This is a genomic window from Krasilnikovia cinnamomea, assembly GCF_004217545.1.
Lineage (GTDB): Bacteria > Actinomycetota > Actinomycetes > Mycobacteriales > Micromonosporaceae > Actinoplanes > Actinoplanes cinnamomeus.
Genome location: NZ_SHKY01000001.1, coordinates 5,649,769 through 5,675,707 on the forward strand (window position 1 = coordinate 5,649,769; position 25,939 = coordinate 5,675,707).

The window sequence follows — 25,939 nt, forward strand, 5'->3', positions numbered from 1 at the left end:
TCGCGGTCGAGGTGCGGATCGCCGACGTTGGAGGCCCGGGACTCCCGAAGGTGCGGCGAGCCGCAATGTAGTGGATCTTGGTAGTACGGGTTGGGAGTCAGCGGCTGACCAGGGGTCGCACTGGCAGGTCTTCCTCGCCGGGAGTGAACTCGAGACGGACGGAGTCGTCCGCCCGGATGACGATGAGCCGGTCGTCGGAGTCGATGCCGTCGTCGCGGGACCAGTTCGCGGTAAAGGCAAGCACCTCGTCCTTGGTGCGCAGGAACAACCGCAGCCCCTCGCAGCGGTACTTGAAGGCGGCATCCTTGGCCGGCAGCGGGGTGCAGGTCACGCTCGCGGGAAACTGCGGGTTCTCCTTGGTGTAGACCACGACGCCCCGACGGCCGTCGAGGCGGGCTACGGTGAGTTCCGCCTCCCGGATCCCCACCGTCGCGGCGTACCTGTCGGTGGCGGCGAACAGACCCGCCGCGACCAGCAGTGCTGTCAGGACGATGAACAGGGCGCGGGCCCAGGGCGGCGTCGTGACGTCCGCGCGTCGCAGGTCGTGGCGCAGGTACGCGGCGTATAGCAGAACCGTTACCGCCGCCGCCAGGACGGTTTCCTTGGCGATGTACGGCTTGCCCAGCAGGAACGGGCCTGCCTGCCCGGCGAGTCCGTCCAGTACGACGATCCCCGCGGCAGCGGTGCAGAGCACCCTCGCCGTTCGGCCCGACCGGGCAGGCCTGCCTATCGTGGGCGTGCCACCCCAGGAGATCGCCGCGCCGCCGGCGACGACCACCAGCCCACCCACGGCGCCTGCACAAAGCTGGATGGTCGGCGACAGACCGCCAAGCATCCGGTTCACCGGCGCGTCCGCCCAGACAAGCACCAGCACAACGCCGATGACGGCGAAGGCCGTGCCACCGAGACGATACATCGCCGGACCGGCGTGGCGGGTGAGCACCTGATGCAGCGTCAGGGCGGCCAGACCCGCGGCTACGGTGGAGAAGACGATGACGAACACGGAGCTCGCGCTGCGCAGCACGTACTCCTGCAGGCTGAACCCGAGCACGCTGTTGTCTACCCCGAAGTACGTTGCATAGGTCTGCGTGCGCTTCCACCCGAAGTACAAGCCCAGCGCTGCAAGGCCGGCCGCCGGGGCGGTGACCACCCCGACGGCCTCGGCGAGCTGCTGCATGCTCGTCGCCCCAGCGGCCGGCTGAGCAGATTCAGGCATCCCTCACCTCGTGTAGACCAGGGCACGCAGGGTGGCCTGGGTATAGCCCATCAGGTGCAGCCACGGGAGGAATTCACGCGGCGTTCGCTCCGCCCCGCACACCGGATCGACCCGTTGCGCGGTCTGGTCCGAGGCCGCGGCCGCATCCTCCGCCTGCACCGCCCGACACCTACGAATGACCTCCTTCTGGGCCTTTACCCATCTCTCGATGTTGGTCCGTACCTCGGCCGGAACAGCAGGCGGTGGCGGCGGCGGTGGCGGCGGTGGCGGTGGCGGTGGCGGCACGACGAACGATTCAACGGGCTGTGGCTGCTCGTCGGGCGGCGAGGACGGCACCCGTGGAACGGAGGAGTCCGCCGTCGACTCGGTCGCCACGTCTGACGGCACGGGCGGCTGTTCACCGGGTGTCTCAGGGGCACTCGATAGCAACGGGTACTTCTGGAGGACGGCCAACGCGTCCGCTTTCGCCCGGTCCCGTTTGGCCTCTGCTTGAACTGCCTTGTCGAATGCCCGCCGAAGCCGTGGTGGTGCGTTCTCTGGAAGCTTGTACCCGCCGGCTTCACCATCATGTGCTGCCTGAGTATCGGCCGGCGCTCCCGCTGTCGGCATCCCGCCCACATCCGGTGAAGGCCCCGATGCCGCATTCGGCGTACACGCAGCTGTCAGCAGCAACACGGTCGCCGCCGTGCCAACCAGTCTCCCTGTTCGCCTCAAGGTTCTCCTCCTGCTCAATGGCGTCGCGCCGGGCGAGCCCATTCAAAACTCAGACGAGCCAGCGTTGGTTGGTCAGGTCGTTGCAGTCCCAGATCTGCACGCGCGCCCCGCGCGGGTTCTGTCCGCCCGCCTGGTCGAGGCAGAACCGGGGGTCGGCCATGTTGTGCAGCCGGTACACCGGCAGGCCCTCGTGGACGGACACCTGCTCGCCCGACCAGCTCTGACTCCGGCGTGTGGGGTCACAGCGACGCTGGACGGCCGCGGCGCCGCGCTCCAGGGTGACCACGTCGAGGCACATTCCGGTGTGCCGCACGGTGAGCCGCCACTCGCGAGGCGGCGCGCCGTTGATGCGTGGTTCGGCTTTCCAATCCTGATTGCGCTCACCGATGAACGGCCAAGTCTGCAGGGCGGCACCGTCTCGCGCGTCGAAGCCGGGAACGTCGAGCACCGTGTTCGTCGCGAGATGCCCCGCCACCGAACCGGTACGCCACAGCTGGTTGAGGTTGTGCGCACAGGTGGTGATACGGACGCGGGCGCCGACCGGGTTCGTACCCGGCGTCATCTCCAGGCAGCCGTTCGCCGCGTCGCTGCGCAGCCGGAACACATCGACCCCGAACGAATCCTGGTAAGCCAGCCAGAACCGCCATTGCGAGGTCGCCGCCCAACATTCGTCGGTCTGGACCGCCAGGCCGCTGCCGAGAACCACGCCGAGGCACGCACCACCGTGGTGCTGCGGCCGGATGTTGAACTGGCTTCGGTCCTCAAGTGCCGGCGCCATGGCCCACACCTGGTTTCCGCCGCCGAGGTACGACCACGTCTGCACCGCCGCGCCCCGGGTCGGAGACTTGCCGGAGACGTCGAGGACGGCGCTGCTGGCGGGGTTACTGATGACACCCCGGGTGGTCGTGGGCGCGAGGTTGTCCGCAGCCGCGCAGCCCGCCTTGTCGGGCGGCCGGTTCACGAACACCTCGATGGACGAGATCTGCTTGTCCCAGTTGGTGCCGTCCCGCCCCAGCGTGAACGACCGCAGGTCGAACAGCTTCACCCCTGGCGGGATCAGGGCACACGCGCCGGCGAACTCGGCGAGGTCGTAGATCCGTAGCCAGGCGCCCTCCTGGCCGCCGCCGGTGGTGTCCAGCGACGAGATCACGTCGTCCCAGAAGGTCCAGCAGTAGCCCGGGATGCATTGCCGGCCGGTGTCGAACAGGTACCTCTCCTCGCCTCTTGCGTCCTTGTCAAGCTTGTCGCCGGTCATCGAGTACCCGGTGTAAAACTGGGCACGCGGCGTCGAGGCGGACGCTGCCGGTACGGTCAGTCCAACTGCGACTAGCGCGACTAGCGCGACGAGCGCTGCCAGCGGAGCCGCCAGCCATCGGTTGCGGGGATTGGGCATCGATGCTCCCTTCGCGACGCGGCCCTATTGGCCGCGCTCACCATGGATTCGCACTCGACGAAGGTCCGCATAACACTTCCTCGAGGTTTTTTCCGTGATCGACGTCGTTGCGTGATCCGCAGCTGTAGTACGGGGGCCGAACTTCGTAGGTGCAAGATTCGGGCGAGGGTGGGTCGTGGTGCGTCTACGGGGCGCGCAGGTAACCGAGGGCGAAGTCGGCGTCGGTGGGCTTGCCGGCCGGGTCGAAGCACGCGACGAGAATGGTCACGATCTGCTTGGTCGAGTACGAGTTCCACACCGGCGTGCGGCAGTACCGGTCGGGTGAGCCGGTGGCGGTGAGGCTGACAGCGTCCGCTGGGTAGACCTGCGGCTTACCGATTGACTGGTACTTCACCTGGTATGTCCCCACCCCGGTGCGGGTTACCGTCGGCAGTTCGCCGTTGCTGCTCCACGAACGTCCCCTAGCGACGCCTGGCGAGGCGCCGCCCGTGACGGTCACGTACGCCGCTGGAACACCCGGGTCGTGCGAGAGGCCGGAGCCCTCGGCGTAGCTGAACATCCAGGCGGTGTCGGTGGAGCACGCGATGCGTACCAGCAGCCCTCCGGACGTCCGGGCGGTCTGTGTGGGCCGGCAGCGCGAGGCCGCCGCCTGGGGCGTGATCACCGCGTACCCGCTTCCCGCGAACCCGCCGGCCACCGTCACTTCGTAGCGGCCAGCGGCGGTACGGCGTACCCGGGCCGGGCCGCCCGTGGCCGAGAATGTCCAGGTCCCGCCGTTCGGGGTGTACCGGGCCGTGACCATCGGTGCCGCGCCGCGGCTGGGATCGGCGACGATGACCTGGTACGGAAGGTTCTTTGCGGCACCCGCCGGGTCGTGGCACGCGACGTCGACCACCTCGTCGACACCGTCGTTGCGGGCGTCGACCGCCTGGCACGAGATCGCCTGCGGATAGCCCCAGCCCGCGCCGCTGGAAACGTGCACCACCGCGAACGGCGAGCCGACACCGGGGATCCGCACCTGATACCGGCCCTCGCCAGTACGAGTGGTCGTGGCGGATCGGGCGGCGAGGGCCGAGTCGGTCGAGCGCCGCCAGGTGCCCCACTGCCAATCGTGGTGCAGGTCGATCGTTTCGCCGACAGCCGCCTGGTACTGGTACTCGCGGGTGGAGGCGTAGCCCCACATCACCGGCCCGGCCGGCACCGGCCCGGCCGGCACCGGCCCGGCCGGCACCGGCCCGGTGCCGGTACCGGCGACCGGGGTGGGCGCGCTGACGCCGGGCAGGGCCGACGCGCCGGGGACGGCCGGGGTGATCGCGGACGATGAGGGAGAGCCGGGGCTGGCCGGGGCGGTCCCGGACGGGGCCGAGCCCGGCAATGTTGCCGGGGGCGCGGGCGCCGCCGCACGCGGATTATCCGGGTTGGGGTTAAACGGCCAGATCTGGTTGGTCGCCAACACACCGATGAGCACCGCGACCGCCGTCACCACAGCCGTACCGATCTTGACCGCCCCAGAGACCCCCGGCCGGCCGGCTCCGGCACTCTCTGACGTCCCGCCAGCGCCGACCGGCGAAGGCGGCGCCACGGGTGGCACGGACGCGCCACCAGGCGGGGTCGCCTGCGTCGGTGGCCGCGCGAGGTCCGTCGCGGGCTCTGCGCCGGACGAGAACGCGGCCGTGACCGCAGCCAACTGCGCCGCGGGCGCGGCGGCGCCGGCCCGACCGAGAATCCGGCGGGCCAGCAGCAGCGGCGCGGCCAGGAACGGCACCGCGATCAGCAGCTTGTCCGGGTCGAGGAGGCGGATGCCGTTCGTACGGCAGATGTCGCACTCACGAGCATGCCCGGTGACCCGTTTGCGCAGCAGGGGTGACACCTCGGCGCCGGCCGGTGCGAGCGCGGTCAGTTGGGGGCACAGCATGCGGCGCTGGCCGAGCAGGCTGATGGTGAGTACGGCGTCGGTCAGCCGCTGGCGCAGCCGGGACAGGCGCACGTTGAGGTGGGCTGGGGTGATGTCCATGGTTGTGGCGAGCTGCTCGCGGGTGAGCCTGCCGGAGTACACCTGCAGGTAGCTGGCTAGCAGGTCGCTGTCGTCGGGGTCCAGGGCCGCCGACGCAGCGTCCAGCAGTTCCTGGGCGCGATCGGCACCCGGATTGCCTCCGAGGTCTTGGGCTGGCGCGCCGGGAGCCACGGTGGACAGGTCGTCGACGAGCAGAACGTGCCCATTCTCGGCGGCGCGTCGTACCTGGTCGAGTGTCTTGTAGCGGGCGACGCCGAGTAGCCAGGGGAGTAGCTCGTACCCATCGGTGAAGTTCTGCAGGCGCGAGTCGAAGACGGACAAGAAGGTCTCCGCGACCGCGTCATCCGCGGTCTGCTGGTGCCCGCGCAGCCGGCGCAGGCAGAAGTTGTACACCGAATCGCGGTAGCGCCGGTAGATCTCGGCGAACGCCTCGGGGTCACCCTGCCGGGCGAGGCTGACGAGCTCGGCAACGGGCTGAGTCATGGTGGATCCCCTCGCAGAAAAACTCAAGACCCGGGAATCGGGCGCGAGCTGTACACCGTGACCGTTTGTCGGCAGCGTCAGCGTTGTTCGAACGCCACGTGGTAGATCCAGGAGCGGCACTCTCATCTACGGAGAGTGCCCGGCTGGGGCCTGCCACGGCTTGACTCTCCCGTTCGCCGGTTACGGAGCGTTGCGGGGACAAGCTTCGAGATCTCGGCGCATGATCGGAAGACCCGAACGAGCGTCTTCTGGGTCAGAACTCCGACAGCCATCGATTGAACCTTTGTGGAGGTGTCAACGACCTTTTCGCAGAAAGGAAACGATTTTCTGCGATAGCGTGGTCCGCGACCAGCACTGGGACCCCGTCGCAACCGCGGCGACTCGGGGTGCTTTTCTGCGATAGAGCCGAAGGGGCGATCGACATGGGTGCCGTGCGCCAACTCCGTCCGGTGACCGCGCCGACCGTCGGCGCGGCGATCGGCGCGTACCTGTCCACCCTCGACCACCCCGAGACCGCCGGCACCCGCCGCGTCTACACCTCCACCCTGCGACAGCTCCGCGACCACCTCGGCGCCGACCACCCGCTGTCCGCACTCGAACAGGACGAGGACGCCGCGCGGCTCGTCGACTGGTTCACCCGACGGTGGGCCGAACAAGCGCCGGCCACGTTCAACCGCAACCTCGACGCCCTGCGCTCCGCGATCGGCTACTGGCGCGACCAGGACTGGCTACACAGCGACCCCACCCGGCCCCTGCGCCGCCGCGGCCGCGCCCCCGACCGCACCCGAGCCTTGCCCAAGACCGCCATCGAGGATCTACTCACCCGCGATAACCTTTCCTTGCGGGAGAAGACGCTGTGGCGGATGCTCTACGAGACCGCCGCCCGCGCGAGCGAGGTCCTCGCCCTCGACGTCGCCGACCTCGACCTACGCAACCGCTGCGCGAAAGTGCGCCGCAAAGGCAGCGCCGTCGACGTGATCATCTGGCAGACCGGCACCGCCCGGCTCCTGCCCCGTCTGCTCCGGGGCCGCCGCCGCGGACCCGTGTTCCTGACCGACCGCCGCGCCCGCCTACCCCTGGCCCCCACCGACCTCGACCCGGCCACCGGCCAGGCCCGGCTGTCCTACCGCCGCGCCGCCGAGCTGTTCACCGCCGCCGCCGGCGGCGCGACCCTGCACCAACTCCGGCACTCCGCGCTCACCCACGCCGCCGAGGACGGCGCCAACACCTCCACCCTGCTTTCCTACAGCGGCCACACCTCAGTGGCGTCCCTCGCCCGGTACGCCCGCGTCTCACCTGAAGCCCTCGGCCGCTGGCAACAACAACGCGACCCCACCACCCGACGCCGATAACCCCTCACAGGCCCCTCTGACCAGCCTTACCGCTAGTTTCACAAGATCGTCAGTCATGGGCCGAACCGAGCTCCATCTAGCGGCGTTGCGACCACCACTGCTCCGGCCCTTCAGCTTGCACGGGCATGGCGAGGTTCCCCGCCAGGGCGGGAACCTCACCATGCGGCTGACTGCCCACACCTGAGCCGCGTGACGGCGCGCCCGCACCGTCGAAGTCCTCGTCGACCGCGACGCGATTGCCTCCGGCGTCGCCGCGAATGGCGACCCCTGGCAGTACTACGACCTCGGCCACGGCTGGTGCACCTACACGTTCTTCGAGCAGTGCCAGCATCGCATGGCCTGCGCCCGCTGCGACTTCTACACCCCGAAGGCGTCCAGCAAGGGCCGATCCGGGCGAAGGGTCACCGCGAGATCACCTCTCGAACACCACCACCCCGCAGGGTGCCGTCTCGAACACTCTCGGTCACCCAGCGATCTTGAACGCCTATGGAAACGAGTCCGTACCAACTCAGGACGAAATCCGTACCCAGTTCGGGAGATCAGTGGCTCTGGCAAGATTGTCTGCCGGGACGGCTCGCCGATCTACCGTAAGGGCATCACCAGCGGCGCTCCGGACGCCATCCAGGTCAGCGACCGGTTTCACTTGTGGCAGGGCCTGGCCCGAAGAGTCCAGCAGATCGCCACCGTGCACCGCGGCTGCCTGCCCACCGCCGCTCCCGAACCCGATCCTGGTTCGGCAACGTCCGCCGCGACCGAGGCGACGCCCACCACGGACAGCCCTGCGTCAACCACGCCAGGCACCTGTTCGAGACCGTGCACGCGCTCACCGACACCGGCCGCGCCTACAACGCCGTCGCCCGCCAGTTGGGCCTGGATTGGCGCACCGTGCGCAAGTACGCGACCGCCGCCATCTGGCAGGAATGCGTACGCCGCCCACGGCCCCCGTCCCCGCTCGACCGCTACCTCGAGTACCTGCAGCAACGCTTCGACGAAGGCGAACACAACGCCAAACTGCTGCACGAAGAACTGAAAGCCAAGGGTTACCTCGGCCACTACCAGCGCGTGAAAATGGCGGTCGCGCCGCTACGCCGAGGCCTGCCCGTCGAGCAACCCCACCAGCGCCCACCGTCACCACGCGAAGTCGCCCGTTGGATCACCAGCAGCCCACCACGACGAACCCTCGACACCGCCGAACGGCTCCAACGCCTGCTCGCACACTGCCCCGAGCTCGACCGCACCCACACCCTGGTCCGAGCCTTCGCCGCCATGTTCGACACCAACGACCCCGGACCACTACCAGACTGGCTCAACGAACTCGAAGAGAGCCGCCTACCCGGACTGCCCAGCCTCGCCAAAGTCATCCGCGAAGACCTTCCCGCAGTCGTCCAGGCCGTCACCTCGCCCTACAGCTCCGGCGTCAACGAAGGCCGCATCACCGACGTCAAACTCCAAAAGCGACTCATGGCCGGCCGCGCGAAAGTCCCACTCCTACGCCAACGAGTCGTACTCATCGCACACCTACGCCGACACGCCGCCGCAGCTCACTAACGATCTCCCGGCACGAAAATCTTGCCAGAGCCAGATCAGTTCGTACCCCGACACGGCTGGCCGATGGAGCTCTCGCAGGTCGCGCCGTGGTCGCTTTCGCTCGTTAGCGGCTTGATCCATTCCAGTGTGGAGCCCTCACCGAACGCGAACAGTATCCGCGTAAAGTCCTGACCCTGAACCAGGTTGTCTGCCCTAGGGTGAACCCCCGGTTCGTCTTGTTGCCACCCCGCAGGAGACTCCATGCACACCAGAACTACCCTCCGGCGCGCGCTCGCCGCGCCGGTGGCCGCCGCGGCCCTCGCCGGCCTGATGCTGGCGCCGACCGCGCCGATCCAGGCCGCCCCGGTCGACGACGCCGTCGACAGCAACTGGCTCGGGTTCGGCTACAACCAGGACCCGCTGTACCGCGGCGGCGATGGCAACGACCACGAGTGGCCCAAGACCGAGTTCGACGTGCTGACGAAGCGCACGGACTACATGAACCCCGGCCTGGTGCGGATCATGTTCAACCGCCCGTGGTTCAACCCGACCGGCACCATCGGGTCGTACAACTGGGACACCCCCCAGATGAAGAACGTCTTCCGGATCCTGGAGCACTACAAGAAGCAGGGCATCAAGGTGGTGACCGGCATGTGGGGCCTGAACAACAGGGACTTCTACATCTCGCCCGAGGCCGCCACGCTCCAGGCCGACCTGATGCGCAAGCTGCGTAAGGACAAGGGCTTAACCAACGTCGTCCGCTACAACGGCATCAACGAGCCCAACAACGACAAGGGTCTCAAGTACGCGGACTGGGTCACCGCCACCGCGAACCTGCGGACGGAGTTCGACCGCGCCGGCCTGGGGCTCGACCTGATCGGCGGGCCGGACACCGCGCAGGCGTCGATGGCCGCCCAGGAGGGCGACCTGGGCCTGATGTCGGTGCCGGTGGAGAACGCCGGGACCCCGCAGAACATCGTCTGGAAGAAGGCGGGACTGACCGGCTTCTCGGCCCGCTTCTACCGCACGCCCGACGCGCGCGGCACCCACTGGACGTTCCAGGCCTCGAAGAACGGCACGGACTGGACCGACGTCGACGTGCAGGAGACCCCGCCCGTCCGGACCTACGCCACCAAGCCGTGGTACCGCGTCGACGTCTCCCCGCGCGCCTTCCCGGACGGCGCCAAGTTCCTGCGGCTGACGATGCCGCCGGTCCAGGGCATCGAGCGCGCCGTCTCCAAGGTCACCCTGTTCACCGCGTCCGGCTCGACCACGGATCCGATGAACGACTTCGAGCAGACCGCCTCGCACAGCTCCGGCTGGACCTTCCCGGGCGGCGGCACCTCGGTCAGCGACTGGTGGTTGCAGTCCGCCCTGGACCGCGAGGTCGCCCAGTACGAGGCCCACTTCTACGTGCACGAGGTGGACATCCCCGGCACGCCGCCCGAATACCCCGAGGCGACGCTGACCGAGGCGGTGAAGCAGCTCAAGGAGGCCAGCGACGGCGGATCCGTGATCCTCGGTGAGACCGGCATGAAGGCGCCCGGCGACGACCCTAACAAGGACTACACGTTCGCCGAGGAACCCGCCCAGGCCGTGCGGATGGCCGACCTCGCCGTGCAGGAGGCGCGGGCCGGTGTGGACGGCGCCATGGCGTGGTGCCTCGACGGGTACGCCGAGAAGACCTCGTGCGGGATGTGGGACCACTACGAGCCCCTCGACCCCTCGACGCTGCGGCCCTGGTTCTACACCTGGAGCCTGCTCTGCCGTTACCTGCCGGCCGGCACCCAGATGTACGCGCCCCCGCAGCCGACCGGCGTGCGGGTGCTCAAGGCCAAGCTGCCGGGCGACAAGGGATGGACGTTCGTCCTGGTAAACCGCAACAGCACCACGGCCCGGGTGTCGATCACCGCGCCGACCGGACGGATCGAGCTGGACAAGTACGTCTTCACTGAGGGCAGCGCGCCCGTCGTTGACACGGCCACCGGCTTCCCGAAGGCCGCCGAGCACCTCACCGCGACCTTCGACAGCGGCAAGGAACTGAGTGTCGCGCCGAACGGAGTCGCGATCTTCACCACCGCGTCCTGAAGCTCACGGCGCGGTGACCTGGGTGATCCCGTGTCGCCGCGCCACCGGCCGGGGTCGCGTGGCTTCGAGATCTTCGTGCCCCGTGCCATCCACGCCGCGAACGAACTCCAGCGATGTCGCACACCCCCGGCCAACGACTGACCTTCAACAACCAAGATCAGCCGTTAACTTGACACTCCCAGCCTGCCGGCTTACCCGCGATCCTGGCCGCTTGAGCAAGTTCCTCCTATCTGCGGGCCCTTTTCCCCGTCACTGGCTTGGCGCCGACTTTGGGAGCTGGGGACGTCGTGTCTTGCTTGCCTATGGAATTCCCGGCAGGCACGAGTTGCTGTCCCACGGCGTTGGCGGTCGCCGGTGGTGGGTACTTGCGCAGGATCCACGCCTGCTGCCCGTAGGCGAACAGGTTCTGCGTCACCCAGTAGAGAACGACGCCGATGGGGAACAACGCGCCGGAGACGAGCAGCGACAACGGGATGCCGAACAGCATCAGCCGCTGTACCGTTCTCGCCTGCGGGTCTTGGGCCCATCCGGTCTTGAGGATCATTTGCCGGCTGGTGAGGAAGGTCGTGGTCGTCATCACCGCGATCAGGACCGCCGCCACGATTTTGATGGTGGCGCCGGGGGCGCTGAAGCTCGCGGCGATCGGCGCTCCGAACAGCTGTGCGTTCGCCGCGCTGTCGAACTGTGTCAGCGTCCAGCCATACAGGGTGCGGGCGGTCTCGCTGGTGACCGTCGGCCGCAGGTGGCGCAACACGTGCAGCAACCCGATCAGGACCGGGGCCTGCAGTAGCATCGGCAGGACGCTCATCAGGGGATTGATCTGCTCTGCCCGGTAGAGCTCCTGGAGCTCTTTGTGCAGGGTCTCCCGGTCGCCCTTGTGCTTGTCCTGCAGCGCCTTGACCTTGGGTTGCAGCAGCTGCATCGCGCGTTGTGACCGGACTTGCCTGATCACGATCGGGATCAGTGCCGTCCGGACGGTCAGTACCAGGAAGACGATGCCGAGCACCCAGGACCAGTTCGTGTCCCAGCCGTTCGCGTCGCCCAGGACCATGTCCCAGGCGGCGTGCCAGAACAGCAGGACCGCGGAGATCGCCGAGTAGACCACCGCCATCAGCGGGCTGAACAGCGCACTCATCGCGCCACCCGCCAGGCGTCGATGCCAGCGACAGGGGGAACCCGCGGGCTGCGGGTATCCGGCGACGAGGCTCGCCGTGATGGGTCAGGCGTGTGACTGACGGGTGGACACCCGGCGGCAGCGGGCCGGGACAGGACAACGGGCATGGGCATGACGAACCCCTCGAACGACGACCAGTGGCTGGATCAGGACATGGAGTCACCAGCGGCCGCGACGAGCGGTAGAAGAATGGAGCGGTTCAGGCGAAGACGCTCAGGCGGCCGCGAGGAGCCCCGGTGGGCCCTCTCGGCCGGGTACGTCCTGCGGCGTCGGGATCGCGATGGCGTGGCACACCGGTACGGCCTGCTCGCTCCCGCAAGGCCCGGTGTGTGATTCCCGGGTTGGCCGAGGCGGCGCGACGGCTCAGCAGCACGCCGGCGGCGAGCGCGACGATCAACAACACGCTGGCCACGGCACCCGTGCCTGCGAGTAGACCGGTCGGGCCGGCATCGGTCAGCACGCTGACCACTTGCCAGAACGCCTCGAACCAGATCACGCCGCTACCGTACCCCAGGGCGCAACCCCTCCCCGAAGATCAGGAGGACGCGATATTCGCCCCAGTTGTCGGATCGGCGGGCCCGGTCGTGTTCCTGGTGTCGCAGGAGCATGACTGGTTCGTCGTCGCGGGCACGGTGCACTGGGCCAAAGCGAGGCTGTCTCACGACGACGGCCCGTCTTCTGGACTACTCCGGCAACGCAGATGTGGTGGCCTCGATCGGCACGCTGGAGTAAGGCCGCGGACGCCTGCGCCGCTCCCGGCGGAAATCGGATGAGGTAGCGGCGGCCGCGACGTATGATCAACCGCAGCGGTGGGCGGCTCCCCGCGATGCTTCCTTCTCACCTTCCTCTGACGAATTTAGCGTCACGACTCTCCGCCCACCGCTTACGCATGCCACGGGGGAGGTCGCCGCATGGATGCGCTGGCGGTGCTGTTGCTGCGCCGTACCGGCAAGGTCGCGGTGGCGGCGCACGGAGCCGGACCGGCCGACGGTGCCGCCTGGGTGGCCGCGCTCGAGGCCGATCTGGCCGAGCGCGGCTGGCTGCTGAGTGCCGACCTTCGGGCCGCGGCCACCCGGCTGCATTCCTCGGTACGGGTCCGGTGGGCCGACTGGCTGCTGGCGACCGTCGACGAGCTGGTCGGCGCCGATCGCTCGATGCTGCCGCTGTACCGGGCCTTTCCCGACACCCCGCACGATGTCGACGCCGTCTACGTCCGGCGGCTGCTCACCTACCTTTTCGCGGTGCCGGACGCGCCGTGTGTCCTGTGCGGCCGCGAGCAGGGCGGCGCGCCCCTGGACCCGTGCGGCCATCTGGTCTGCCCAGGCTGTTTCCCGCCGGAGCGGTTCAGTGCCTGCCCGATCTGCGGTCGCCGGCTGAGCGTGGACTGCACCTATCTCCCCGTCGTCGACCCCGGGCCGGTCCGGCGACCCCCGCGGCGAGCCGGCGGTGACGGCAGCGCGGCACCGGCGGCGGACCAGGGCACGTCGATCGCCGGCGAGGCGCCACCGCTGCCGATGCGGGTGGCCGGCCTTGAGACCGACGCGATGGGCGCCGCCGCGGCGCTGCGGGACGAACTCGTCGCCCGGCCCGGCGCGCTCGGCGAGTCCGACCGGGCCGACCTCAAGGTGCTGGTCGCCGCCACGGCGCCGGCCGGCCTCGACTGGCTTCCGGAGGTCGTGCCCGCACGCGAGACGCTGGCGCTGATCATTGCCTGGGCGCTGCACGCCACCGCGCTCAGCGCCGGTTATCCGGAACTGGTCTCCGCCGCCCGGCTGCGGTGGCAGACCGCGACGGATGTCGCCCGGACGCTCTGGGCGTACTCGGGCGGGGATCCGGGGTTGATCCTGCCGCGGGCCGTGGACGAGTCCCGGGCACCGGGGACGGCGTGGCGGCCGGCCGGCGAACCGGCCGTCACCGTGCCGGTCACCCGCGTCCGGGCGCTGCCCCGGCCGCTGCGGCGGGCGGTTCTGGGGTACCTGGACTCGTGCGGCGCGGTGGCGGCGGCCGAGGACATGCGGCGGCATCCGACGGTCTGGAAGCGGTTGGGCGAGCGACTGCACCCGTACGAGCGGGTCGCCGCGCACCCGGGCGCCGCGGTCGCGTTCGCCGCGCTGCGGGGCAGCCGCACCGCCCGGACCGGCGCGCTGGGCCGGGCCATCGTGGCGGCGTGCACCCGCCACCCGCGGCACCTGATCCTGACCGAGTACCCCGACGACACCGTCGCCGTCCGCGTCCGGACCCACGCCTGCCTGGTGGAGCAGGCCCTGAGCGACGGAGACGTCACCGGCGCCGCGCAGCTGCTCGGCCAGCGCCCGGGAGAACGGCACCCAGTACTACTTCGGCCTGAACCGGTTGCCAGGCTGGACCCCCGGGGCGCAGGAAACGAAGTCGGCCTGGACCGTGCCGATCTACCAGGCGCACACCGGCGTGAACGACTGCCCGGATGGATCCTTCGCGGGCACCGCATGCACTCTGGGCTACCGGTTCTACCTCGACTACGTCGTGGACACCCATGACAACGCGCGGGCGTATTACTACACGCCGGAGACCGGCTACTACGGCGCCATCATGAAGAACACCCCCGTGGCCTACATCCGTGGCGGCACCCTCGCCCGCATCGACTACGGCTTGCGCTCCTCGACCATCTACTCGGCGACGGCACCGTCGCAGATCGTCTTCACCACCGGGGAACGCTGCGAGCGCGGCACCCCAGCGGGCAACAACTGCGACGACGACCAGTTCACCGTCGCGCACCCCGAGTACTGGCCCGACGTGCCGGTCGACCTCAACTGCGGCAAGGACGGCGACTGCACCAACCACGCCCCGACCTTCTGGTCGCGCAAGCGCCTCCGGTCGATCACCACGCAGGTGCAGGTCGGCGGCGCCACCAAGCAGGTCGACCGCTACGACCTCGGACAGTCCTTCCCCAACGGCGGGGACCACGACCCGACGCTGTGGCTCGACTCCATCAAGCGCACCGGCCTGGACCGCCTCGGTGGCGCCGACAGCGACGTCTCCACCGGCACCGTGACCTTCGACCCGATCCAACTGCCGAACCGGGTCGGCACCCGCTCCGGTCCGCTGCTCTATCACAACCGGATCCGTAAGGTCACCACCGAGACAGGCGCCGAAACCAACGTCGAATACCAGCGCCACGACTGCTCCGGCCTGCCAACTGTCGACCCACAGAATCCGGACAGCGCGAAGACGGCACAGGAGTTCGCCGCCACCAACACCACCGGCTGCTTCCCCGTCTTCTGGACCCCCGAAGCCCAGCCCACACCCCTGATCGACTGGTTCTACACCTACCCGGTCAAGTCGATCACCACGCTCGACCCGAACAACCACTACCAGGACGGCTCACAACCCAAGCTGATCACCGAGTACGCCTACAAGGGCAAGCCGGGTTGGCACTACGACGACAACGAAACCGTCAAGGCGAAGTACCGGACCTGGGGCCAGTTCCGCGGCTACCCCGAAGTCGACGTGACCACCGGAGACCCGTCCGTCTTCCACTACACCGACGGAACGCGGGTCTACGACCAGAAAACCCTCACCAAGACGTACTACTTCCTGGGCATGGACGGCGACACCCTGCCCAACGACAAGACCCGCGACGTCCCCGACCTGACGAGCAGCGACGGCAGCATCTCCGTCGCCGACAAGGCCGAATTCGCTGGGCAGACGTTCGAAACCGTCACCTACACCGGCGCCAGCCAAGACGCCACGGCCATGCAGGCGAGCGTCACCGTACCCACGATCATCGGCCCGACCGCTTCCCGCAGCCGCTCCGGCCTGCCCACCTTGCAGGCCACCATGGTCCGCACCGCCCGGACGGTGACCCGGCAGAAAGTCTCCTACGGCTGGCGCAAGACGGAAACCCACACCTTCTACAACACCAAGCTCGGCGAAAGCACCACCGGCCTGGAAGTCCAAAGCGTCGACCGCGGCGAGGTCGGCGCCGCCGGCAACGTTCCCCACTGCGCCTTCACCCGCTACCTCGACGGCAAGACCGACACCATCGTCGTCACCGCCGAAGTAATCACGACCGACCAGGACTGCACCAGCCCCGGCGCCAGCCCGTCCGGAACTCTGATCTCCCACTCGCGTACGGCATACGACGGCAACCCGTTCGCGTACAACGGCGACGGTCAGAGCAACCCAGCACGGCCCACCAAGGGTGACCCTACCCTCGTCCAGCAGGCCGCCACCGCGACCGGTGCGACCGCCGCGACGTTCGTGGACATTGGGACGACGACCTATGACAGCCACGGGCGCGAGATTTCGACCACCCGTACCCCTAAGTCGAAAATGGCCGACGGGTCCACCAGCCTGGCGCAAACCGTCTACACCCGCTACAGCCCCAGCGAGAACGCACTACCGACCACCGTTACCACGGTGAGCCAGGTGAATCCCGCAGTCAACTGCGCCTCGGTCACCAAGTCGAGCAAGGACTGCCAGCTCAGCACGGTCACCCTCGACCCGGCCCGACAGCTCCCCGTGACCAAGACCGACGTCGCCGGAGCGCTCACCTCACTCGACTACGACGCCCTCGGACGCCTCCACGCCGTGTGGCTGCCTAACAAGAGTAAAAGCGCCCAAGCGCCTGCCAACGTCCTATACTCCTACGCGCTTCGGAACAACGCTCCCAGCGTGGTGACCACCAGGACGCTGCTGGACTCCGACGTACCCGGTGCCCCCGCCACATACGGCACCGGCAAGGTGCTCTACGACGCCATGCTGCGCCAGCTGGAAACCCAGACCACGGGGCAGAACGGCAGCACGGTCGTCTCGGACATCCAGTACGACTCGCACGGGTGGGCGGTACTGACCAACAACTCCTACGCCGTCTCCGGCACGCCGTCCGACGACCTCGTGTCCGACCACATCTCGCAGGTATCGATCCCCGCGACCACGGTCACCGACCACGACGCGATGGGCCGGACCACCCAGGTCACCCAGGAACACAACGGCGAGCACACCTGGCACACCCGCACCGCCTACACCGGCGACACGACCACCGTCATCCCACCCACCGGCGGCATCGCCACGACCAGCACGGCCGACGCCCGCGGCCAGCTCACCCGACTGCAGCAATACACCAGCGCACCGACGCTGACCGGCACCATCACCGACGGATTCACCAGCACCGGCGGGACCAGCCAGGACATCACCTACACCTACACCCCGGCAGGTCAACAGGCCACCGTCACCGGGCCCGACAAGTCCGTCTGGACCTTCGGCTACGACCTGCGAGGCCGCCAAACCTCCCAGATCGACCCCGACACCGGCACCAGCTACACCAGCTACGACGACGCCGGCAACACCACCGCCACCAAGGACGCGCGGGGCATCCTGCTCAGCTACACCTACGACCTGCTCGGCCGGCAGCTGACCGCCGTCGACAACACCAGGAGCAACTTCAAGTTCGGGTCCTGGACCTACGACACCCTGCGCATCGGCCAGCCCACCTCCTCCACCCGGTACGTCTCCGGCGTAACCGGTGGCTACACCGTCGCCGTCACCGGCTACTCAACCCTCGGCAAGCCACTCGGCCAGCGCATCTCCTTGCCCACCATCGAACGACCCCTGCCGATCGAATACACCACGACCTTCCGGTACAGCACGAACACCGAGCAGCTGGTGCAGCAGGACGACCCCGCCGTCGGTGGACTGCCGGGCGAGACAATCACCTACGACCACAACCTGCTCGGCTCTCCCACCATGACCTCCGGCGTTGACCACTACGTCTCGGGCAGCATCTACACCGACTTCGGTCAGCCCTCCCGCATCACCATGGGGGACAGCACCAACCAGGCCGAGAGCATCTACTCCTACGACGAGTACACCCTGCGCCGCACCGACCGCACCGTCTCCCGCGCGCGCGGCATCGGCCCCGTCGTTGACCAGACCAGCTACACCTACGACCAGGCGGGCAACCCGCTGTCGGTCACCAACAAGCAGTCCGAGACCGGCAACACCGTCACCGACACGCAGTGCTACCGCTACGACACGCTCGCCCGGCTGGTCCAGGCCTGGTCCGCATCCACCCACCGCCCAGCCCCCCACCGGCGAGCTGGCCAACCAGGCCGGCGCCTACTGGCAGACCTTCGCCTACAACGCGATCGGCAACCGTACCCAGTCGATCGAACACTCCACCAACGGCGGCGCCGACGTCACCACCACATACACCAATGGCTGCACCACCGGCTGCAACCGCACAGGCACCCAGCCACACACCCTCACCCAAACCACCGGTGGCACCGACCCGACCAAGTTCGTCTACGACGTCGCCGGGCACCTGCTCACCCGCACACCCACCAGCGGCAACGGACAAACGCTGAAATGGGACGACGAAGGCAACCTAGCCGAGGTCGGCACCACCGGCACTGATCCCACCGTCACCAAGTACCTGTACGACGCGAACGGCGTTCAGCTGATCCGCCGCGACCCCGGCCGCGTCACGCTGTTCGCCGGTGACACCGAGATCGTGGTCAACACCGCCGTCAGCCCGGCGGTCGTGCTCGGAGCGGTCCGCACCTACAGCCACGGCGGTACCGGCGCCGCTATCGCCGTCCGTTCCACGCTCCCCGGCGGCGGTACCCACTACCTGTTCAACGACCCGCATGGCACCGCCAACCTGGCCATGGACACCACCACCCAGCAACTGTCGCGCCAGCAATACAAGCCATACGGCGAAGCCCGCACCAACGCCAACCCCACCGCTTGGCCCGACCTCACCCACGGCTACCTCGGCGCACCCAAGGACACTCACACCGGCTACACCGACGTCGGCGCCCGCAAATACGACCCCGCCCTCGGCCGGTTCATCAGCGCCGACCCCCTATTGCAGACCACCGACCCCAGCCAGCTCGGCGGCTACACCTACGCCGGCGACAACCCCATCACCGGCGCCGACCCCTCCGGCCTCGGACGCATCGACGGCGACCAGTCCGGCTGCGCCGCCGGCAACGGCGGCACCTGCGGCGGATACATCGCTCCCACCCGGTCCACGCGCGCCAACCATAACCCGGTCCGGGTAGACCGAGACGGCTATGGCAATTACGCCGTCGGCAATGTTCCCCTCACCGACGACCAGGTCGAGGACCGCGACAAGTTCGAGCATCAGGTCCAGGAAGCCTACTTCGAGCTGCTCGCCCAAGGCGGCGACAAGTGGAAGGCCCTCGACGACGACACCAAGCTCCTGCAGATCATGAACCGTGCATGCCAGCGCATCAAGAACGCCTGCAGGAGTCCGTTCGCAGCCGAACTTGCGAGGCAGAACGCGATCAGGGGCGTGTACAACAGCGGCTGCCATGACGAATGCCTGCGAAAGTACCTTGCCTCGGTCGGGGTCGTTGAGGCTGTCGTCACCGGCGGGATCGGCTACTTCGGCGGATGGTTCCAGCAGAAGGCAGGCCGGGCGGCGACCAGCGTCTCCTACAACGGCATTTCGGCAATGGGCCAAGGAGCGAGCGTCGGCTGCGTCGACGGCAACAGCTTCACGCCCGAAACGCTCGTCAAAATGGACAACGGCAGCACCAAACCGATCTCCGACGTGCGCGTCGGCGACAAAGTTCTTGCCATCGACCCGACCGACCCCACGGCCCAGGCGAGCTCACAAGAAGTCACCGAACTGCACATCAACACCGACACCGAACTGGTCGACCTCACCGTCAAGACCACCGACGGCAACACTGCCACACTGCATACCACCCAGCACCACCCCTTCTGGAGTTCACAGCGTCACCAGTGGATCGACGCCGGCGATCTGCAGCCCGGCGAGGCGCTGTTGGCTGCAGAATCGCGTGCGTCCGCACCGGATCCACAGCCCACCGTCGCCTTGGTCCGCTCCTTCCCGGGCCGCCAGACGATGTACAACCTCACCGTCCGCCACATCCACACGTACTATGTGATGGCTGGCAACACGCCGGTGCTGGTGCACAATGTCGGTCCTGCGTGTGAAATATCTGTGAGCAGAACCAAGTATCCTGAGTCTGCTGAGCATATTGAGGATGCGCAGGCGGCCGGGCAGCCCACCGAACTCACGATTGATCGCGCCGGTGCGGCGGCGCGCCGGCGGGCGTCGATGAGAGGGAATCCGCGGGTTTCCGGAAAGGATCGAGACGAGTACCCTCCGGCGATGTTTGAGGAGGGTGGGTCCGGTTCGAGTGTGCGACCCATTGACCCCAGCGATAATCGGGGCAGGGTCCTCGATCGGTCGGCAATGTCGAGGACTTCCAGACAAGACAGTTGTGAGACTAACGGTGTGTGATTGAATGAGTCAGTCGATTGGCAAGCTGTTGTCGGTTTCAGGTGAACCGATTGGCCCACCTGTCGAGGACGGGCTGGATCTTGGAAGTTCCCTTGCGAACGAATTAGTTGCGTCGGTCTTGAGTCGCGCTAACGGCTTCTATGCTTTTGAGTCAGCCTTGCACGTGTTGCCGGTCGCGGCACATGATGGCAATCATGGCATTGACTCGTGGAACTCATCCGACCTTTGGCGGGGCAACTACCAAGGCATGGCGGAAGGGATCCTCTTCTTTGCAGAGGACATATTCGGGGGGCAATTCGGGATTAAAGATGACGCCATCTATTCGTTTGATCCGGAGACCGGGGAGGCGGCTCATCTTGCATCATCAGTAGACGAGTGGGTCCGTGCTGTCCTGGGTGATTACGAGTTCGTCACCGGTTATCCGCTCGCACATCAGTGGCAGGCCCAGTACGGGGTGTTGCCGATCGGTGAACGACTAGTTCCGAAACGGCCATTCGTCCTCGGGGGGGACTACACCCCGGAAAACCTCGTCGCGTTGGAGGCTGCTAAAGGGATGCGCTTCCGGGGTGATCTTGCGGTCCAACTCCGTGACCTGCCTGATGGTGCCTCAATTAAGTTCAAGATCGTGGACTAAATTGCCAGACCACGGCTAGAAATGGGGAGCGCCAATGCTCGGTGAGTATGTCCTGGTTGAGAAGACCTCAACCTGTGTTCCGGCCTCGATCAGGTCACCGACAACCGCGGCTGCCCGCTTCGGCGTCAAGTTGGATAGCCGCTGGAGTTCCGAAGTGGCCGCAACAGAATGGGCGCGCTGGAGCCGCAAGCCCGGCATCGGCGCGACGCGACCTGCCCGCAGCTGCCAGGATGATCCCGTGGAACAGCCGGGGGGAGCTGGACAGGGCCGAACTGGGACGGATTCTTGCGGCTGAGCGGTTCGATCCGGCCTCCTACCGCCTCCAGGGCGGGCTCGGTGGCGGTGAATGCTACGTCCTGGAGCACGGAGAAGCAGGCTGGGAGGTCTATTGCTCCGAGCGTGGCAGCAAGGGCGGCCTTCGGTACTTCCCAACCGAGGACGAGGCGTGCCAGCACCTCCTTGACCTGTTGCTTAGAGATTCGACCACCAGGCGGTTCGAGCCGCCGACCGGTCGTGCTGGAACTTCGTGAGCCATCCGCCACGCGCGTAACGGTGGGACGAGCGCGAACAGGGCTGTCGCCGTCGAGGTTGGGGGCGATCGGCTGCCGCGCCGTTGCACGGCTTGCCATCGACCTCGTGGTCGTGGCCTGGGGCTTTGCCCCCTGATCTTGGACACTTGAACCTGGGATCGTCATGGTCCTGGGAGTCAGGAGGTCCTGCAAGATCATGGTGAACAAGCACTATCCGCCCGAGTTTAAGGGCCGAGGCGGTCGCGCTGTATCGGTCCAGGCCGGGTGCGACCATCGCCTCGATCGCTGATGACCTGGGCGTTAACCGGGAGACACTGCGTAACTGGGTCCGTCTCGATGACGAGCGTCGTGGCGGCGGTCCGCGTCCGGGCCGGCCGGTCGTAGCGGCGGGTGAGGCGGTCGGCGCGGTTGGAGCAGGAGAACGCCGAGTTGCGGCGCCGGGTTCGCGACGTCGGTGACATCACCTACCTGCCGGTCGGTGAACGCGGATTCCTCTACCTGGCAACGGTTGTCGACCTGCACTCGCGTCGCCTGGCGGGCTGGGCGATCGCCCATCACATGCGCACCGATCTGGTCATCGACGCCCTCGCCGCCGCCGAGCGGACCCGCGGCAGCCTCCACGGAACCCGGGGAACATCAAACTCTCCATCAAACCCGGGGCTTGACACACCGACCACGGAGCTCAAGGCGGATTCCAGTGGTCGTCGCAACACCTCGACCAAGGGGTGTGCCATGGGAAGACGTCTGGGCTGGACGACGGCGATGACGAGCCGGCCGGCTTTGCGTTCGCCGGGGCGTCCGGGTGTGAAGGAGCATCGGGAGGTGCGGCGGCAGTTCTGGCGGCGAATCGCTGAAGGGCTGTCGAGTGAGGAGGCCGCGGGTGCCTTTCCGGTGGGGGAGTGGGTGCACGCTGTTGGCGCTGGGCGAGGTTGTTCTCGGGGCTGTCTGTCGTGGTACGCCACCCCTACCGATCACCACCGCACCCAGGCGGCCGCTGAGTCGACGCCGCCGACACGGTCCGAGCTGGCGGCCCGGATCGAGCCGTCATGCGGCCTCGCAGAGGTAGTGCAGAGATTCTATGCATAAGAATTTGCATAGGTTGTCTGCACCGCTAGGGTGGGCGCATGGAACCGTCATCGAACGCGCTCGTGGCAAGCCCGGAATTGATGCGTCTGATCGCGCATCCGCTGCGGATGCGGATCGTGGGGTCCCTGCGGATGGATGGGGCGGCGACCTCGGCGATCCTGGCGCGTCGGCTCGGGACCGACAGCGGGCAGACGAGTCACCACCTGCGGTTGCTGGCCCGGCACGGCCTGGTGGAAGAAGCCGTCGAACTCGGCAAGGGCGCCCGCGGCCGGGAGCGGTGGTGGAAGGCGGTGCACGACTCGACCTTCTGGGCCAGTGCCGGTGTGGGTGGCGCCGAGGCGATGATGGCCGTGCAGAAGACCGCCCGGGCGATCTGGGACCAGGCGATCGACACGTACCACGAGCAGGTCGCCACGCAGAAATGGAACGCGGCCTGGCAGCAGGCCGCCGCAAGCTCCGACTACGTCGTCCGGACGACTCCCGAGCGGCTGGAGCGCCTGTGCCAAGACATCGAGCGGCTGATCCGTGAGTCCGATATCGGCGACACGGCCGAGGCGGACGCGGAAAAGGTGCTGGTGGTCCTGCACACCTACCCGCATCGGGAGTCGCGGTGAGCACCCTGTGGCGCAACCGCGAGTTCAACCTGCTGTGGACCTCGCAGTCGCTGTCCGACCTCGGGACCGGCGTCGCCTCCTTGGCGCTGTCGCTGCTCGTCCTGGTGGAGACCGGCTCCGCGGTCGGCGCCGGTCTGGTCGGCACCCTCTCGATGGTGGCGCGGCTCGTGATCCGGTTGCCCGGCGGCGTGCTCGTCGACCGCTACGACCGCCGCCGCGTGATGGTGATCTGCGACAGTCTGCGCCTGGCCGCGTTCACGACGCTGACCCTGGCGGTCTTCTCCGGCCAGGTCAGCCTGCCGATGATTCTCCTGGTCACCCTGATCGACTCATCGGCCGGCGCGGTCTTCGGCGCGGCGGAGGACGCCGCGCTGCGCAGCATCGTGCCCGTGGAGCAGTTGCCGGCCGCGGTGGCGCGCAACGAGGCACGCTCGTACGGCACCTCGCTGGCCGGACCACCGCTGGGCGGGTTCCTCTTCGGGCTGGGCCACGCCGTCCCGTTTCTCAGCAACGCCATCTCGTACCTGGTGTCCGCCGTGGCGGTGCTGCGCATCCACAAGCCGCTACAAGGGGAGAGGGAAGAACACCCACAGGCGTATGGCGCGGCGCTCGCCGAGGGGGTCAGGTTCGTGTTCGGTAATCCGTTTCTGCGGGCACTTCTGCTGATCGCCGTGCCACTCAACTTCGCTATCACGGGCGTGTTGTTCACCGTCGTCGTGGCGTTGCAGCAGAACGGGACGCCACCCGCCGTCATCGGCTTGGCCGAGACGATCGTCGCGGTGGGCGGGCTGTTGGGTGCCGTCGTCGCGCCTGCCTTGCAGAATCGGTTCAGTTTGCCCTGCCTGGTCCGGGGCATCTGCTGGGCGGCGGCCGTGCTGCTCGCCGGCTCAGCCTTGTTGATCTCGAACGTCGGGGCGGCCGTGCCGTTGGGACTCGCTGTCTTCCTGGGCCCTGCATGCACCGCGGCTCTGTTCGGTTACCAGGCCGCCGTGACGCCGGACCGTTTGCAGGGCCGGGTGATCAGCATCGTCATGGTGGTGGCCACATCGATGGCCGCCCTAGCGCCGACCGTCGGCGGCATCATTCTGTCGTCCTGGTCGCCATCGATCGCTGTGCTGGTCTTCGCGGCCGCGGTCGTGGTGTCCGCGCTGACAGCGACGTTCGGCGGCGGTCTCCAACCGGCCGTCGAACCCGAGCCAGCGGAGGCGGCGCTCAAATGACATCAACCGGCATCTGTCAGCCCTATGCCGGAATGAGCGAGAAGACCAACGCATCTGAGGACCTGTGGTCGTTCGTGAGGAACTTACGGAGGCGTCCCTCCTGCTGGAACCCGGCGCGGGAGAGGACACGCTGCGAGGCGAGGTTTCGGGGCTCCACCCACGCCTCCAATCGCCGCAGCTCCAACGCATTCATCGCCCATGGAATAGCCAGGCGGACCGCGGCTGTCGCTGTTTCCTGTCCGCGGGCCGGCGGGACAACCCAGTAGCCCAGTCCGCCGACATGCGGTTGCGGCCGCATGGCCACCCACATCAGGCCGATGGCGCGGTCGCTGTCCACCTCGACGATGGCCTGCGAGATGCCCTCGCCGGTCTCTGCGCGTCTCCATTGCCGGTGGATGAAGGCGAGTCCTTCAGCTGGTGTGAAGTCTGCTGGGACGGTCGTGCCACAGGGAATTCGCGGGTCCGTACTGGCGAGGCGGATGCAGTCGACATCGGCTTCACGCCACATTCGTAGGCCGATTCGCCCGTCGCTCAGGACGGGATCCGGGTACGACAACGACCGAACCGGCACACGCCGATTCTGACACTACTTACATAACACCCGTATCATGGCCGTGACATCGATACAGACCGACCTTCCAAGGGGCCGATCAAGCGGCGCGACCGAAGGCTCTGGTCATGCGCGTGGTCTTCTTGTCGTCACCGGGAGCCGGGCACGTGTCCTGCCTGGTCCCTTTGGCGTGGGCGTTCCGGGCGCGCGACCGCGAAGCATCCCTGCAGCGCGAGGTGGACTTCGCGGTGACCCTGTTCGCGCCCGTGAGCCGGCGCATGGCCGGCGCGGCGGTGCGGCTGGCGCGCGACTGGCGTCCCGAGCTGGTGGTGTACGACGAGTTGGGTGCGGTGGGTGCGCTGGCGGCTGCCGCGATCGACGTGCCGGGGGTCTACCACAACTACGGGCTGGTTCGTACCCGCCGGCTCTGGTGGGGCTTGCGGGAGGCGCTGCTCGATCTGTATGACGGGTACGCTGCGGCGCCACCCGCCGAGCCGGCGGTGACATTGGATCCGGCACCGCCGAGCATGGTTTCCGAACTCGACGGCTGGTCGGTGCGGTACGTGCCGTACTCCCCGGGCGCGGTTCTGCCGGAGTGGCTTGAAACCCTTCCGGGTCGGCGCCGCGTCGCCGTGGTGCTCGACCGCGACGTTCCGGTGCCCTGGCGGCCCGACCCGGTGCGACGGATTGTCGAGGTCGCGGCATGCCTTGAGGCGGAGGTCGTGCTGGCGCTGCGAGGCTCGCCGGCGACCGGGATCGGCGATCTGTGGCCGAACGTACGGGTGCTCGGCCCGGTGCCGCTTCACACGCTGCTGGCCACCTGCGCCGCAGTCATCCACCATGGCAACAGTGACATCGCGCTGACCGCGCTCGCGGCGAGCATGCCGCAACTGTTGCTGCCGTACGGAAAGCACCATTATATCGTCGGCGACGCGGTTCGCGACCGGGAGATCGGCTTGGTCGTCGAGCCGGTGGATCTGGACGCCGGACTGCTGCGGCGGATGCTCTCCGACCGCGCGTTGGGTGCCGCGACCGGCGACGTTCATGCCGAACTGCGGAAGAAGGGCTT

Annotated in this window: 17 protein-coding genes and 2 pseudogenes; 12 read left to right on the top strand and 7 right to left on the bottom strand. The window is 67.9% G+C overall.

Annotated elements, in window-relative coordinates; genetic code table 11:
- Nucleotides 1-97: 97 nt before the first annotated feature.
- From EV385_RS25845 to EV385_RS25860, 4 genes are all read right to left on the bottom strand, one after another.
- Nucleotides 98-1,177: a hypothetical protein gene (locus EV385_RS25845; RefSeq protein WP_130511787.1), complete on the bottom strand. Its 1,080-nt coding sequence runs from the start codon at nt 1,175-1,177 to the stop codon at nt 98-100.
- Nucleotides 1,178-1,219: 42 nt separating this feature from the next.
- Nucleotides 1,220-1,375: a hypothetical protein gene (locus EV385_RS34040; RefSeq protein WP_165449589.1), complete on the bottom strand. Its 156-nt coding sequence runs from the start codon at nt 1,373-1,375 to the stop codon at nt 1,220-1,222.
- A gap of 604 nt (nt 1,376-1,979) precedes the next feature.
- Complete coding sequence (locus EV385_RS25855) at nt 1,980-3,323, bottom strand: RICIN domain-containing protein (protein ID WP_130511789.1); 1,344 nt, start codon at nt 3,321-3,323, stop codon at nt 1,980-1,982.
- Between the two features lie 184 nt (nt 3,324-3,507).
- Complete coding sequence (locus tag EV385_RS25860) at nt 3,508-5,820, bottom strand: RNA polymerase sigma factor (RefSeq protein WP_165449590.1); 2,313 nt, start codon at nt 5,818-5,820, stop codon at nt 3,508-3,510.
- Between the two features lie 422 nt (nt 5,821-6,242).
- Here EV385_RS25860 and EV385_RS25865 point away from each other — a divergent pair, with 422 nt between their 5' ends.
- The 3 genes from EV385_RS25865 (at nt 6,243) to EV385_RS25880 (ending at nt 10,787) form a co-directional block, all read left to right on the top strand.
- Nucleotides 6,243-7,172, top strand: coding sequence for a tyrosine-type recombinase/integrase (locus EV385_RS25865; protein WP_130511791.1), 930 nt, complete (start codon nt 6,243-6,245; stop codon nt 7,170-7,172).
- An 813-nt stretch (nt 7,173-7,985) separates the two neighbouring features.
- Nucleotides 7,986-8,720, top strand: a complete 735-nt coding sequence (locus EV385_RS25875) for a transposase (RefSeq protein ID WP_207229938.1) — start codon at nt 7,986-7,988, stop codon at nt 8,718-8,720.
- A gap of 240 nt (nt 8,721-8,960) precedes the next feature.
- On the top strand, nt 8,961-10,787 hold the full coding sequence (locus tag EV385_RS25880) for a hypothetical protein (RefSeq protein ID WP_130511792.1): 1,827 nt from the start codon (nt 8,961-8,963) through the stop codon (nt 10,785-10,787).
- Between the two features lie 226 nt (nt 10,788-11,013).
- Here the strand turns inward: EV385_RS25880 and yidC are convergent, their stop codons facing one another.
- Together yidC and EV385_RS25890 are read right to left on the bottom strand one after the other, a co-directional pair.
- On the bottom strand, nt 11,014-11,922 hold the full coding sequence (gene yidC / locus EV385_RS25885) for a membrane protein insertase YidC (protein ID WP_423203084.1): 909 nt from the start codon (nt 11,920-11,922) through the stop codon (nt 11,014-11,016).
- Between the two features lie 238 nt (nt 11,923-12,160).
- Nucleotides 12,161-12,457, bottom strand: a complete 297-nt coding sequence (locus EV385_RS25890) for a DUF6412 domain-containing protein (RefSeq protein ID WP_242625079.1) — start codon at nt 12,455-12,457, stop codon at nt 12,161-12,163.
- Between the two features lie 415 nt (nt 12,458-12,872).
- On the opposite strand from EV385_RS25890, the gene EV385_RS35795 reads away from it, so the two are divergent.
- The 8 genes and pseudogenes from EV385_RS35795 to EV385_RS25935 all read left to right on the top strand — a co-directional run bounded on the left by EV385_RS35795 (nt 12,873) and on the right by EV385_RS25935 (nt 24,320).
- Nucleotides 12,873-14,477, top strand: a complete 1,605-nt coding sequence (locus EV385_RS35795; protein ID WP_130511793.1) for an RING finger family 4 domain-containing protein — start codon at nt 12,873-12,875, stop codon at nt 14,475-14,477.
- Nucleotides 14,362-18,354 carry an RHS repeat domain-containing protein gene (locus tag EV385_RS25900; protein WP_130511794.1) on the top strand — a complete coding sequence of 1,331 codons (3,993 nt, stop codon included), beginning with the start codon at nt 14,362-14,364 and terminating at the stop codon, nt 18,352-18,354. The genes EV385_RS35795 and EV385_RS25900 overlap by 116 nt, the downstream gene beginning before the upstream one ends.
- Nucleotides 18,263-20,236, top strand: coding sequence for a polymorphic toxin-type HINT domain-containing protein (locus EV385_RS25905; protein WP_479723878.1), 1,974 nt, complete (start codon nt 18,263-18,265; stop codon nt 20,234-20,236). Before EV385_RS25900 ends, EV385_RS25905 begins: the two co-directional genes overlap by 92 nt.
- A 4-nt stretch (nt 20,237-20,240) precedes the next feature.
- Nucleotides 20,241-20,870 (top strand): SMI1/KNR4 family protein, encoded by a 630-nt coding sequence (locus tag EV385_RS25910; RefSeq protein ID WP_165449591.1) that lies wholly within the window; start codon nt 20,241-20,243, stop codon nt 20,868-20,870.
- A 742-nt stretch (nt 20,871-21,612) separates the two neighbouring features.
- Nucleotides 21,613-21,858, top strand: a complete 246-nt coding sequence (locus EV385_RS35800; protein WP_207230138.1) for a transposase — start codon at nt 21,613-21,615, stop codon at nt 21,856-21,858.
- Nucleotides 21,845-22,015 (top strand): annotated as a pseudogene (locus EV385_RS35325) (DDE-type integrase/transposase/recombinase); the annotation flags it as partial. The gene EV385_RS35800 and the pseudogene EV385_RS35325, both read left to right, overlap by 14 nt.
- Nucleotides 22,016-22,524: 509 nt before the next feature.
- On the top strand, nt 22,525-23,100 hold the full coding sequence (locus EV385_RS25930; RefSeq protein WP_130511798.1) for a winged helix-turn-helix domain-containing protein: 576 nt from the start codon (nt 22,525-22,527) through the stop codon (nt 23,098-23,100).
- The gene (locus EV385_RS25935) at nt 23,097-24,320 is read left to right on the top strand and encodes an MFS transporter (protein WP_130511799.1); all 1,224 of its coding nucleotides are present in this window, start codon (nt 23,097-23,099) and stop codon (nt 24,318-24,320) included. Before EV385_RS25930 ends, EV385_RS25935 begins: the two co-directional genes overlap by 4 nt.
- A gap of 22 nt (nt 24,321-24,342) precedes the next feature.
- Here the strand turns inward: EV385_RS25935 and EV385_RS25940 are convergent, their stop codons facing one another.
- Nucleotides 24,343-24,891, bottom strand: a complete 549-nt coding sequence (locus EV385_RS25940) for a GNAT family N-acetyltransferase (protein WP_130511800.1) — start codon at nt 24,889-24,891, stop codon at nt 24,343-24,345.
- A 107-nt stretch (nt 24,892-24,998) separates the two neighbouring features.
- Here EV385_RS25940 and EV385_RS25945 point away from each other — a divergent pair.
- Nucleotides 24,999-25,910: pseudogene (locus EV385_RS25945) on the top strand (nucleotide disphospho-sugar-binding domain-containing protein); the annotation flags it as partial.
- Between the last annotated feature and the right edge of the window lie 29 nt (nt 25,911-25,939).